The organism is Specibacter sp. NPDC078709 (assembly GCF_040686795.1).
Lineage (GTDB): Bacteria > Actinomycetota > Actinomycetes > Actinomycetales > Micrococcaceae > Specibacter.
Genome location: NZ_JBFBLU010000009.1, coordinates 41,144 through 53,707, shown reverse-complemented (window position 1 = coordinate 53,707; position 12,564 = coordinate 41,144). Strand labels below are relative to the sequence as shown.

The 12,564-nt window shown below is 64.3% G+C and carries 12 protein-coding genes; 4 read left to right on the top strand and 8 right to left on the bottom strand.

Features of this window, described 5'->3' with window-relative positions; translation table 11 throughout:
* Positions 1-2: 2 nt before the first annotated feature.
* The 7 genes from AB0P14_RS15420 to AB0P14_RS15390 all read right to left on the bottom strand — a co-directional run bounded on the left by AB0P14_RS15420 (position 3) and on the right by AB0P14_RS15390 (position 6,499).
* Positions 3-659, bottom strand: coding sequence for a response regulator transcription factor (locus AB0P14_RS15420; protein ID WP_363844121.1), 657 nt, complete (start codon positions 657-659; stop codon positions 3-5).
* A 57-nt stretch (positions 660-716) separates the two neighbouring features.
* Complete coding sequence (locus tag AB0P14_RS15415) at positions 717-2,027, bottom strand: sensor histidine kinase (protein ID WP_363844119.1); 1,311 nt, start codon at positions 2,025-2,027, stop codon at positions 717-719.
* A gap of 150 nt (positions 2,028-2,177) precedes the next feature.
* Positions 2,178-2,639 carry a hypothetical protein gene (locus AB0P14_RS15410; RefSeq protein ID WP_363844116.1) on the bottom strand — a complete coding sequence of 154 codons (462 nt, stop codon included), beginning with the start codon at positions 2,637-2,639 and terminating at the stop codon, positions 2,178-2,180.
* Positions 2,640-2,651: 12 nt separating this feature from the next.
* Positions 2,652-3,419, bottom strand: coding sequence for an ABC transporter permease (locus AB0P14_RS15405; RefSeq protein WP_363844113.1), 768 nt, complete (start codon positions 3,417-3,419; stop codon positions 2,652-2,654).
* Positions 3,416-4,297, bottom strand: coding sequence for an ATP-binding cassette domain-containing protein (locus AB0P14_RS15400; protein WP_363844110.1), 882 nt, complete (start codon positions 4,295-4,297; stop codon positions 3,416-3,418). Before AB0P14_RS15400 ends, AB0P14_RS15405 begins: the two co-directional genes overlap by 4 nt.
* 130 nt (positions 4,298-4,427) lie before the next feature.
* Positions 4,428-5,132: a response regulator transcription factor gene (locus AB0P14_RS15395; RefSeq protein ID WP_363844107.1), complete on the bottom strand. Its 705-nt coding sequence runs from the start codon at positions 5,130-5,132 to the stop codon at positions 4,428-4,430.
* Positions 5,129-6,499, bottom strand: coding sequence for a histidine kinase (locus tag AB0P14_RS15390; protein ID WP_363844104.1), 1,371 nt, complete (start codon positions 6,497-6,499; stop codon positions 5,129-5,131). Before AB0P14_RS15390 ends, AB0P14_RS15395 begins: the two co-directional genes overlap by 4 nt.
* 115 nt (positions 6,500-6,614) lie before the next feature.
* Between AB0P14_RS15390 and AB0P14_RS15385 the strand changes: the two genes are divergently transcribed.
* On the top strand, positions 6,615-8,297 hold the full coding sequence (locus AB0P14_RS15385) for an ATP-binding cassette domain-containing protein (protein ID WP_363844101.1): 1,683 nt from the start codon (positions 6,615-6,617) through the stop codon (positions 8,295-8,297).
* 180 nt (positions 8,298-8,477) lie between these two features.
* Positions 8,478-9,677 carry an MFS transporter gene (locus tag AB0P14_RS15380; RefSeq protein ID WP_363844099.1) on the top strand — a complete coding sequence of 400 codons (1,200 nt, stop codon included), beginning with the start codon at positions 8,478-8,480 and terminating at the stop codon, positions 9,675-9,677.
* Here AB0P14_RS15380 and AB0P14_RS15375 read toward each other — a convergent pair.
* Positions 9,674-10,360, bottom strand: coding sequence for a phosphatase PAP2 family protein (locus AB0P14_RS15375; RefSeq protein ID WP_363844096.1), 687 nt, complete (start codon positions 10,358-10,360; stop codon positions 9,674-9,676). The genes AB0P14_RS15380 and AB0P14_RS15375 overlap by 4 nt on opposite strands.
* Positions 10,361-10,540: 180 nt before the next feature.
* On the opposite strand from AB0P14_RS15375, the gene AB0P14_RS15370 reads away from it, so the two are divergent.
* Entirely contained in the window at positions 10,541-11,488 is a 948-nt protein-coding gene (locus AB0P14_RS15370) for an ATP-binding cassette domain-containing protein (RefSeq protein WP_363844093.1), read from the top strand.
* A 2-nt stretch (positions 11,489-11,490) separates the two neighbouring features.
* Positions 11,491-12,381 carry an ABC transporter permease gene (locus tag AB0P14_RS15365; RefSeq protein ID WP_363844090.1) on the top strand — a complete coding sequence of 297 codons (891 nt, stop codon included), beginning with the start codon at positions 11,491-11,493 and terminating at the stop codon, positions 12,379-12,381.
* Positions 12,382-12,564: the final 183 nt, after the last annotated feature.

Here is a 12,564-nt window from a genome sequence, read left to right as displayed (position 1 = left end):
GCTCAGCTGCGGTCCTGCAGGAACGCCAGCACGGCCAGGACGCGGCGGTGGTCGTCGGGGCCCGGGTGCAGGCCCAGCTTGGTGAAGATGGCGCCGATGTGCTTTTCCACGGCGCCGGCGCTGACCACGATCGCCCTGGCAATGCCCGCGTTGGTCAGGCCCTGGGCCATGAGCCCGAGCACCTCGGACTCGCGCGGGCTCAGGCTGCGCAGGGGGTCGGCCGCGGTGCGGTTGGCGAACAGGGCGCCGATGACCTCGGGATCGATCACGGTTGCGCCGGCCGCTATGCGGGAGATGGCTTCGCTGAAGTCCTCGAACCGGGCCACGCGGTCCTTGAGCAGGTAGCCGAGCCCGGCACCCGATGACGCCCCCGCCAGCAGCTCGCTCGCATAGCTGAGCTCCACATATTGCGAGAGCACCATGACCGCCACCTTGGGGTGTTTGGCCCGGACCTTGAGGGCCGCCTTCAAGCCCTCGTCCCGGTGCGACGGCGGCATCCGCACGTCCGTGATCAGCAGGTCCGGGACATGCTCGTCCACCGCCTTGAGAAGTTCGACGCCGTCTCCCACCGCCGCGCACACCTCGGCACCGATCTCCCCAAGCAGGCGGACGAGCCCCTCGCGGAGCAGGACGGAATCTTCGGCAATGACAACACGCATGGCTTTAGCGTAGCGCCCGGAGATTCGTGCGCGGCACAGGAGGGGCGGTTGGGCGGCTCAGGTGCCGAGGGGGATGCTGGCACGCAGGGTGGTGGGCCCGCCGTCGGGGCTGGTGACCTCCAATGAGCCGTCCACGCCCGCCAGCCTGTCCACGAGCCCCGCCAGGCCGTGGCCCTTGCCCACATGGGCGCCGCCGACCCCGTCGTCCGTCACTTCGAGGAGCAGCCCGGCATGGCCGGCGTCCACCGTGACGGCGGCCCGGGTGGCGCCCGAGTGCTTGGCAATGTTGGCCAGGGCTTCGGAGACGACAAAGTAGGCGGCGTTTTCGGCGCCCTCGGCGATCCTGGCGCCCTGGTCCAGGTTTCCGGTGACCGCCACCGGTACTGGCGACTTTGCGGCGAGGGACTCCACGGCGGTGCGCAGGCCGCGGTCGGCCAGCAGCGGCGGGGCGATGCCGCGGGAGAGCTGGCGCAGCTCGGCCAGGGCCTCGCGGCTCTGCTCCAGGGCGCCGTCCATGAGTTCGCGGGCGGCTTCGGGGTCGGTGGCGAGGCGGCGCTGGGCGGCCTCCACGTCCATCTGCATCCGGATCAGGCGCTGTTGCGGGCCGTCGTGGAGGTCGCGTTCAATCTTGCGCAGCGTGCTGGCCTCCTCGGAAACCACCTGGGCGCGGCTGGCGGCCAGCTCCTCGCCGCGGGCGCGCAGGGCGGCCGTTTCGTTCGTGAGCAGGGCGCGGGTTGTGGCGGCGTCGGCAGCGGCCAGCAGGTGCGTGATGAAGGGGAGCAGCAGCAAAAGAAGCACCCCGTAGGCCAGGCCAAACCACGACTCGGCGGTTTCCGGGCTGACTCTCAAATACGTGTCCAGGCCGATTAGTTCGGCCAGGGTGGTGTTGTCCTGGGGCAGGAACCTCATCCAGAACCACTGCGTCAACCCGCCGAGGGCGGCAGCCCAGACACTGATGGCAATGCAAAAGGTTGCGGTGCGCAGCGGGAAGGTGACAAGGAACCCGTGGATGAAGTCCTTCCACAGCTGCGGATCGGCAAGGTTTTTGAACATGCCGCCCACCGTGTATTTATGCGGGACCCTGTAGTGGACCGGCGGGATGTCCCCGGCCCAGCGCCGCAAGGCGCCGCGGTTGACGTTGGCAAACCAGCGTGCGGTGGCAAGGCAGGCCACCAGCACGGGCAGGCCAACCCAAATGATGAGGGTGCCGATGCCAAGGGTGAACAAGGTGGTCAGTGCCGTGAACGAGGCCAGCGAAACAAAGAAGCCGGGCAGGATGTACGCCAGGTCGGCGCCGATCTGGCGCCAGGTGGCGGGGAGCCAGATGGGCCACGACTTTCGGAGGGCGGGTTCAGTGTGGTTGGTCATGAATCAATTCTGGTTGCGGCGGTGTCCTGAAACCATCATGCCAGCCGGTGAAACGGGGGTGGGGATAGCCCCACCCCTTCCGACGCAGCACCACCTTGTTCCCGGGGCGTTGGAGGGTGGGCGGGCCGGAGGCCAACCATCCAGGCCGTGTCAGTCCTCGAGCTTGAGCGCTTTCCGCCACGAGAGGGCCCCGCCGGTGGCCATGATGGCCCTGCGGTAAATGCGTTCGCCCAACAGCACCATGGCCCATGCGGCCGCGACGGCAATCGCGAGGGACAGCACGGGCTCCCACAAGGGGACATCGCTGCTGAGCAGCCGGATGGGCATGGCCACCGAGGAAATGACCGGTATGTAGGAAGCCGCGAGCAGGAAACTTCCCTTGGCGTAAATCCCGACGAACAGGATCGCGACCAGCAGGCCAATGACGGGGCCGGTGGACTGCTGCAGGTCCTCCACCCGTGAGGCCATGGCCCCGAGCGCGGCCCAGACGGCGGCCAGGATAAGGAAACCGGCCAGAAAAAAGGCCAGGAACCAGCCGGATGTTCCAATGACCACGGCCAGGAACGGGACCTCGGCGGGCATCAGGGCAAGTGCCAGCAGGCCGATGCCCACAAAGACGCTGAGCTAGCCCATGGCCAGGATCAGGTTGCCCAGGATCTTTCCGGCCAGCAGCTGGCGGATGGGGATGGCCGTGGCCAGGATTTCCACCACCCGGTTCTGCTTTTCCTCCACCACCGAGTTGGCGATAGGCATGTCGAAGATCATGGCCGACATGTAGAAGAGGAAGGAAAATATGAATGCCATGGCCTGGGCCATGGAATTGCGTTCGTGGTTGCCCTCCAGCAGCACCGCGGTGACTGTGGAGCCCGCCGTCAGTGTCTGGACCTCCACGCCCAGCTTTTCGGCGTTGCGGGCCAGCGCCTGGCTGCCCGCCGCCTCAGCCAGGAGCTGTTCCACCGAGCCGGGAACGTCCTTAAGCCCGGTAAGGCTGTAGCCGCCGGAATCGGGGAGCAGCACCAGGTCAATGTCGCCGGCCCGCAGGGCATCCAAGGCCTGCCCGTCGCTGTCAAAGGTGCGGGCTGTCAGCTCCACCGACTGGGATTTTTCGATGGCGAGTTCGTTGGCGGCGGAAACGAGGGCCGCGGCAGCACCGCCGTCGGACATTCCCACCGTTGATTCGGTGGTCTTGCCGGCAAGAAACCCGGAAACCACCACGGAACCGACAATGAGGGCGAGGGTGACGAGCGTGGAGATGATGAAGGACTTGTCCCGGACCTTTACCGTGACTTCCCGCAGCGTCACGATCAGCCAGGGTGCCGTGGGCGGGGCTGCGGTGTCCGGTGCCGGCGGAATCGGGCGGCCGGCGGGTGTGGTTTTCAGCGTGGTGCTCATTGGATGACCTCACGGTAGATGGCGGCCAGGGAGGGGCGTTGCGGGGCGAACTCGGTCACGTCGCCGCGCTCCAGTGCCGCACGCAGGATTCCCTGGGCGGCGGCATGGTCCGGGAACTCAACCACGGCCCGCGGGCCGTCGACGTCCAGCACGCGCACCCGGGGTTGTTCGCGCAGCCAGCCCGCATCAGGCGGCGTCACCAGCACGTGCCGGGCACCGGCGCGGTTGCGGAGCTCCTCCGCCGTGCCGGAGGCCACGATGGAGCCGTTGGCCAGGACCACCAGGTTGTCGCAAAGTTGGTCGATCAGGTCCAGCTGGTGGCTGGAGAACAGGATGGGCACGCCCGTTGCGGCACGCTCCGCCAGCAGGGACGTCATGGAATCCACGGCCAGCGGGTCGAGGCCGGAAAAGGGTTCGTCGAGGATCAGTGCTGTGGGGTGGTGCATGAGCGATGCTGCGACCTGCACCCGCTGCTGGTTGCCCAGGGAGAGCGATTCGAGCTTGTCCCTGGTGCGGTCGGCAATGCCGAACCGGTCCAGCAGGCCCAGTGCCTCCGTTCGGGAATCGCCGCGGCTCATGCCGTGCAGCTGGCCCAGGTATTGCAGCTGGTCCAGGACGGGCTGCTTGGGGTAGAGCCCGCGCTCTTCCGGCATGTAGCCAAAACGTGCCCGGTCCTGGCCGGTGATGGCGCTGCCGTTGAAATGCACGGAGCCGGCATGGGATTTCAACACGCCCATGATGATGCGCATCGTGGTGGTCTTGCCGGCGCCGTTGGCCCCGACAAAGCCGGTCATGCCGTTGGCCGGGACGGTGAACGACACGTCATCCAGGACGGTTCGTTCGCCAAATCGGCGGGTGAGGTTGTGTACTTCCAGCACTGGTCTCGAGTCCTTGGATTGCGGATGGCCCTGCAGGGGATTGCTTTTGCCTCCCAATATATTCGGCAGGCAGCGGCAACCGGATCGGCCGGAAGAATGAAGTTGTTGCGCGGCGGGCGGGCCGCAGGCCTCAGCCCTCCTCCAAAGGGATGAGGCGGGCGCGGTAGGCGAAGACCACGGCCTGGACCCTGTCGCGCAGGCCGGCCTTGGCCAAAATGCTGGACAGGTGCGTCTTGACAGTGGCCTCCGAGAGGGAAAGCCGGGCGGCAATCTCCGCATTCGACAGGCCGCCGGACAGCGCCACCAGGACCTCCCGTTCCCTGCCGGTCAGTGCGTCGAGCGCACGCTGTTCCTGCTCCCCGATCTGCAGGCGGGCCGCCGCCGCGACGGCGGGCGCGGGTGCGGCCGGCGACGGCGAGGTGCCCCGGCGGATGATGCGCAGGGTCACCTCGGGGGAGAGCAGCGCATTCCCGCCGGCAACGGCATGGACGGCCTGCATGAGCACCTCCGGCTCCGTGTTCTTGAGAAGGAAGCCACTGGCACCGGCATCGAGTGCCGCAAAGAGGTAGTCGTCGCGGTCAAAGGTGGTCAGCACAATGACCTTTGCCCCGCCTTCGGCAGCGATCTGCGCGGTGGCGCTCACGCCGTCGAGCACGGGCATTTGAATGTCCATCAGCACCACATCCGGCCGCAGGGCCCTGGCAGATTCCACAGCCTCGACGCCGTTGGCCGCGGTGCCCACAACGTCCAGCGACGGGTCGGTGCCCAGGATGAGTTCCAGCGAGGAGCGGATCAGCGCCTGGTCGTCGCAGATGAGAACCCGGATGCGGCTCATGCCCGGGCCTCCGTGGTGCTGGACAGGACGCGGAGTCGGGCGCGGGTGCGCCAGCCGGCAGGTGTGCGGGGGCCGATGTCCACCAGCCCCTGGTGCAATTCCGCCCGCTCCTGGATTCCCCTGAGCCCGAACCCGCTGCCCCCCGTGCCCGGGCGGGCAGCGCCGTTGTCCGTCACTTCCACTTCAACCCAGTCGCCGTGGCCGCCGTGGCCGCTCCGCAGTGAAAGCACCGCGCTGCGTGCGGTGGAATGCTGGCGGACGTTGGCCAGGGATTCCGCGGCAATCCGGTACAGCGCCAGGCTCAGGCCAGCCCCCAGGGAGTCGATGAATCCCGGCCGGTGCTCCACCACGATCAGTTCCACCTCCACACCGGTCTGCCGGGACTGTTCCAGCAGCGCCGGAATGTCCCGCAGCGAGGGTTCCGGGGCGCGCCCGGCAGCTTCTCCGGGTCCGCCCTTGCCCGCGCGGTCCTCATGGCGCAGCACACGCAGCAGGGACCGGGTTTCCCCCACGGCCGCCCGGGCAGACCCTTCGATTCCGTGCAGCAGTTCCGCTGTCCGCTCCGGGTCCCTGGGCTGGACCAGCCGGGCTGCTGCGGCCTGCACGCCGACGGCGGAGATGTGGTGTGCCACGACATCATGGAGTTCGCGGGCAATGCGCAGCCGCTCGTCAATGACGGCGCGGCGGGCCAGTTCCGCCGACTGCTCCTGCAGCTGGCGCGTCTGGGCCACCAGGACATCACGCTGCCACGCGCTGCGCCATGACATGTGTCCCAGGAACGTGGCGCCGCCAAAGAAGAAAATATTCACCAGGAAGCTGTAGCCCGCAAAGGCCAGCACGGGATCAATGACGCCCGAGGTGTCCGCCGCAGCGGGCAGGGCCAGATCCGAACCGAACACCAAGGATGCATTCGTGATGGAAAGGACCAGCCAGAGGAACATGGCAGCAATGACACTCCACAGAGCCACCGCCAGGGCGCGCCTGTCCCGGGCCCAGGTCACGGCGGAGTACAGGCCCACAAAATAGGCGATCTGGGGTGCCATCTGCACCGCGACCTGCGGGATCACAATGCCGAATCCGATGAAGCCCGCCGAGAGCGCCAACATGGACATGATGGGGAACCGCCGCCGCAGGGCCAGCGGTGCGGTCATGGCCGCAATGGCAAGGTAGCTCATCAGGCGGTCGGGGGCGCCGTCGGACGGGCCAAAGCTCAGGATCATTTCCATGCCGGCCAGGGAAATGGCCATGACGCCGAGGGCAACCCAGACGTCACGGACCAGCAGTGCCGCCGGAGGCTGCGTCCGCTCCCATTCCGGGGGAGGGAAATCCCCGGGCAGGAATCTATCGCGCAGGGCCTGTAGTTTCATCGTGCAATCCTAAACTGGCCGGATGGGACCCAACCACTGCAAAACCTATCCCATCACCGGCCGGTGCATCGGGGCGTGGTCCGCCCGGCACCCGCCAAGATGGGAGAATTGCCGTGTGGGACATATTGACGTTGCAAACATTGACTATTTTCTCTCCGACGGCCGGCAGCTGCTTAACGGGGTGAACTTTCGCGTCTCCGACGGCACCAAGACGGCCCTGATCGGGCCCAACGGCACCGGCAAGACCACGCTGCTGCGCATCATCTGCCAGGACATCAAGGCGGACGAGGGTGCTGTTTCGCGCTCGGGGAGCATGGGCGTGATGCGCCAGTTCGTGGGGCAGGTCCGCGATGACAGCACGGTGCGCGACCTGTTGCTGTCGGTGGCATCGGACAACATTGCGGCCGCGGGCAGGGCCGTTGACGACGCCGAGCTGGCCATGGTGGAGCGTGACGACGAACCCAGCCAGATGGCGTACGCACAGGCCATCGCCGACTGGGGCGACGTGGGCGGCTACGAGATGGAGACCACCTGGGACGAGGTCACCATGGCCGCCATGGGCATGGACTTCTACTCAGCGCAGCACCGCAAGGCGGCCTCGCTGAGCGGCGGCGAGCAGAAGCGGCTCGTGCTGGAGGCGCTGTTCTCCGGTCCCGACGAGCTTCTGCTCCTCGATGAGCCCGACAACTACCTCGACGTGCCCGGCAAGCGCTGGCTCGAGGCGAAGATGGCGGAGTCGGACAAGTCCGTGCTGTTTGTCAGCCACGACCGGGAGCTGCTGGCCAACGCCGCGGACCGGATTGTCACGCTGGAGCCGGGCATCAACGGCGCCTCGAGCTGGACGCACGGCGGCGGATTTGAGTCATATGTGAAGGCGCGCGAGGACCGCAACGCCCGTTTTGAGGAGCTGCGCAAGCGCTGGGACGAGGAGCACATCAAGCTCAAGGAACTCGTCAACATGTACAAGACCAAGGCGGCCTTCCGCTCCGACATGGCCAATCGCTACCAGGCCGCGCAATCACGGCTGGCACAGTTCCTCGAGAAGGGTCCGCCGGAAGCACTGCCGATCGAGCAGAACGTGAAGATGCGGCTCACGGGCGGGCGCACGGCGAAGCGTGCAATCGTCGCCACGAAGCTGGAGCTGACAGGGCTCATGAAGCCGTTCAGCACCGAGGTGTGGTTTGGCGACCGCGTGGGCGTCCTCGGCTCCAACGGCTCGGGCAAGTCCCACTTCCTGCGACTGCTGGCCGCGGGAGGTTCGGATCCGGACAAGGAACACGAGCCGGTTTCCGACGTCACCATTGCACCCGTGCCCCATGAAGGTTCCGTGAAACTCGGTGCACGCATCCGCCCCGGCTTCTTTGCCCAGACGCACGCCCGCCCGGACCTTTTGACACGCACTTTGCTGGATATTCTGCACCGCGGGGACGAACACCGCTCCGGCATGGGGCGCGAAGCCGCTGCCGGTGCTTTGGATCGTTATGGTCTGGCGTCCAGCTCGGAGCAAAAGTACGATTCCCTCTCCGGTGGTCAGCAGGCTCGCTTCCAGATTCTGCTCCTGGAGCTCTCCGGTGCCACCTTGCTCCTGCTCGATGAGCCTACTGACAACTTGGATCTACACTCAGCTGAGGCGCTGGAGAAGGCCATCGATTCCTTTGAAGGAACTGTTTTGGCGGTCACTCACGACCGCTGGTTCGCCCGGTCCTTCGATAGGTTCTTGGTGTTCGGCTCCGACGGTAAAGTCTACGAATCTGATGAGCCGGTATGGGACGAAAAGCGCGTCGAGCGCGCCCGCTAAGCCAAGCAAGGCAAGAAATGCCATAGTTTGACGAAAATGCCACGGTTACAACCGTGGCATTTTCGTCAAACTATGGCATTTTTCATAGCTGCGCAGGACATGCCGCTAGAGTTGACGCAACGTCGCAAAAAACTTCGGCGACATGTCTTTGGTCAGCCTTGTGTAAAGAGTAAATCCCCTATGAATAAGCAGGCGGTCCGCGCGGCCACCATCGCCACTTTTGCCGTCTTCGCCATCAATGGTTTTGTGTTTGCCAGTTGGGCTGCACGGATTCCGGCAGTGACCCGTATCCTCGATCTGACATCGGGCGAAATGGGTCTGCTCCTGCTGACGATCGCCGCGGGTTCGGTCATTGCGCTCCCGATGGCAGGAACTGTTGTGGGCCGGATCGGCACGGCGAACACGATTCGTGTTGGCGGCTTCACAGTTGCTGTTGGTGGCCTCATTGTTGCCATCGCCTTGGCGCAGCACTCGGTCCTCTTGACGGGTGTTGGCCTGTTCTTCTTCGGCATTGGTATTGGCCTCTGGGACGTGGCGCAGAACATTGAGGGCGCAGACGTTGAACGGCATCGCGGCAAGACCATCATGCCGCAATTCCATGGAGGTTTCAGCGGCGGCGCCCTCATCGGAGCGCTCGTGGGCGCCGGCCTTTCGGCTCTCGATGTCAGCATGTCCGCCCATTTGTTCGTCATCGTCATAGGCGTCAGCATCTCCATGGTGTTTGTGCCGCGCCACTTCCTGCCGGAGAGGGCAAACAACGCCAGCCAGCAGACACAAGCCACCACGGTTCTCAAGGGCCGCAGTGCTTGGACCGAGAAGCGAACACTCCTGGTGGGGCTGGTGGTGCTTGGTGCGGCCTTGACCGAGGGGGCGGCCAATGACTGGATTGCCAAGGCTGCCGTTGACGGGCTCGGCTCCACCGAAGCCCAAGGCGCCATCATGTTCGCTGTCTTTGTTGCATCCATGACGCTCTTCAGGTTCTTTGGCGGCCGCTTGATTGACCAGTTTGGCCGGGTTCCGGTGCTGTACGGCAGTTTGGGATCAGCGCTGCTGGGCCTGGTCATTTTTGTTCTGGCGCCGAACATGCTGCTGGCCGGCATGGGTGCCGTGCTCTGGGGTGCCGGTGCCGCGATGGGCTTCCCGATGGGTATGTCCGCGGCTGCCGATGATCCTGCACGGGCCGCCGTCCGAGTCTCAGTGGTTTCCACCATTGGCTATGTGGCGTTTTTGGCGGGCCCGCCTCTGCTGGGATTCCTTGGCGATCATGTCACCATTCGCTGGGCGCTGCTGGCGATCGCCGTTGCCATTGTGGCTTCGATCCTGACCGCACCAGCGGCGAAACCACTGCCAGAGTCGGAGTTTGAAAAGAGCAGTAACTAAGCGGCCTGCGAGTTCTTTTGAATGCTGCCCGCACGAATATTCCAAACCAGGCATTTATCTCTCAATAAGGCCCAGAGTAGAAGTGTCAGTCCGGCACCCAACAGGGCTCCGGCGATGGTGTCTGAGGCCCAGTGGACACCCAGATAGGTGCGGCTGTACATCATGGCGACGCTGAGAATGGTGCCGCTGACCCACATCCACACTCTGCCCAGAACCACAGCCGTGACCACCATGGCTGTTACCGTTCCACTGACGTGCCCCGAGGGATAAGAGCCGTGGTCAACGGGGACCAGATGATCTCCCGGGCGTGGGCGGTCCACTAAATATTTGATCAGGTGAGTCAGCCCCAGGGCGCCTAGATTGACGGCCGCCGTGAAGAGCGCCAAGCGCCAATGGCGGCGCAATAGCACCAAGAGTAAAAGCACAGAGTAGATGACCATGCCGGTATTGCCAGCAAAATCCAACACCCGGTTGGCGTCGGTGAGCCACGGTGTCCGGGAGCTGCGCATCAGCTGGTACCAGCCGTCGTCGAACTTTTGAAAAGGGGGATGGTTGCCGGTGGCCAACATCAGCCAAGCCCCGGCCAGCAGAACCGCTAGAGCGGGCAGCGAAACCCACAACAGTCGCGGCCGCGACCATGCCAAGGGATGCAGCGCAGCAGATGGAGAGGTGGAGTGGGGCATCCTTCAAGTTTAGGGGGCGGATCCTTGCTGGACGTGTCATCCAATAGGACTACCCTGAATGAACCCTGAATCATCCCTGAGATGGAAGATATCTGCGGTGTGAGTGCGTACGGTTGTTATAGATTCGAAAAAAGACGCTCGCCATGGACGTGGCGGCGCTCATCCAAAGGGGATGTCCACATGATTGAGGCAGTAAACCTGGCCAAGCACTATGGGGCCAAGACCGCGGTTGGCGGTGTCACGTTTACCGTCAAGCCGGGAATGGTGACCGGCTTCCTGGGGCCCAACGGCGCCGGCAAGTCCACCACCATGCGCATGATCGTGGGACTGGACAAGCCGTCCCGCGGCACGGTCACCGTGAACGGCAAACCCTACGCAAAGCACCACGATCCGCTGCACCAAGTGGGTGCCCTGCTGGACGCCAAGGCCGTACACACCTCGCGCAGCGCGTACAACCACCTGCTGGCCATGGCCGCCACGCACAGCATCCCCACCAAGCGCGTCAACGAGGTCATCGATATGACCGGTCTGGCCGCCGTGGCGAAGAAGAAGGCCGGTGGCTTCTCCCTCGGAATGGGCCAACGGCTCGGCATTGCCTCAGCCCTGTTGGGTGATCCGCAGACGCTGATCTTGGATGAACCGGTCAACGGCCTGGATCCCGAAGGTGTGCAATGGGTGCGTAACCTCGCCAAGCACCTTGCCGCACAGGGTAAAACCGTGTTCTTGTCATCGCACCTCATGAGTGAAATGGCGCTGACCGCGGATCACCTGATTGTGATTGGCCGCGGCCAGATCATCGCCGATGCCCCGATCGAGCAGATCCTCGCCGGCACGCAGGAGGCCAAGGTGCGGATCCGCACTCCTGAGGTAACCCGGCTGAGCCAGCTATTGGCTAACCAGGGCGTTCAGGTGCAGTGTCACGAGAACGAAACCCTGGAAGTCACCGGGCTCGACCCGCGCCAGATCGCCCAAGTGGCGCTGCAAAACCAGGTCCTGGTCTATGAGCTGATGCCGCTGACCACCTCCCTGGAAGACGCCTACTTCAACCTGACCAAGGATGCGGTGGAGTACCACTCGCAGGATCTGAACAACAATGCGCAGGCTCCGGCCGCTGTGAAGGGACTCTAAAGATGAGCACGACGACGATTTCCTCACCTCAGCGCGCTACCGGCGGTTCACTGACTTTTGCCGGTGTGCTGCGCAGCGAATGGATTAAGTTCCGGTCCCTGCGCTCCACCCAGTTGCTGCTGGCCTTCACCTTTCTGGCGGTGGCGGGCATAGGTATTTTCGTAGCCTGGGTTCAAGCCTGGACCGTTCAAGGGGTGATGCAGAGCGGTATGGGTATGGGTATGCCAGGCGAACCGTCCACGACCATGACCCTGGATCAAGCTCAAGAGGCATTAGGGTTTAGTCTCTACGCAATTCCCAACGCGGGCCTGCAGATCGGCATCCTGATCCTGGGTGCCTTGGCAGTCATGCTGATCTCCTCGGAGTTTGGCACGGGCATGATCCGCTCCACCATGACGGCTGTGCCTAAGCGGCTCCCTGCGTTCTTCGCCAAAGCAGTTGTGCTGGTGGTGGTTTCCTACGTACTGACCCTGCTCGCCGCCATCGTCACCACCTTGGTGGCCATGCCCATCTTCAGCGCCTACGGCGTTGAGTTGTCCTTCGGCACGGACGGTGTTGTGTACTCCATCCTCATGGGTGGCCTGTATGTGGCCGGTGTTTCCTTGATTGGTTTGTCCCTGGGCACGCTGCTGCGCAGCTCCGCCGGCGGCATCATTGTCCTCGTTGTGGTCTTCTTCCTCCTAGATGTTGGGACTCAGCTGCTGACATTGCTGCCTGGTGAATTCTGGAAGAACCTGAACCAGTACGTACCCAGTGTGGCCGGCGGCCGCATGTTGGAGATCATTGAGAAGGCGGCGTTTATCACCCCCTTCGCAGGCGGAATGATCTTCGTGGGCTGGATCCTGCTGTTCATGATCCCGGCCTTGATTTCCCTCAAGACTCGTGACGTCTAAGAGACGCTGACGTCTCCAGCGATTTGCTGGGGAACCTAAGCTTTGACTTATGCGCACAAAAGACCAGGCGGGGGCCGCGGAACGAACGGCCGTTTCCCCCGCCGACGTACCTTCCGCTGAACGGCGGGCCGATGAATTCACGGCCCGCCGTCGTGGTGCTTTGCGAACCTTTTTCTACAACCA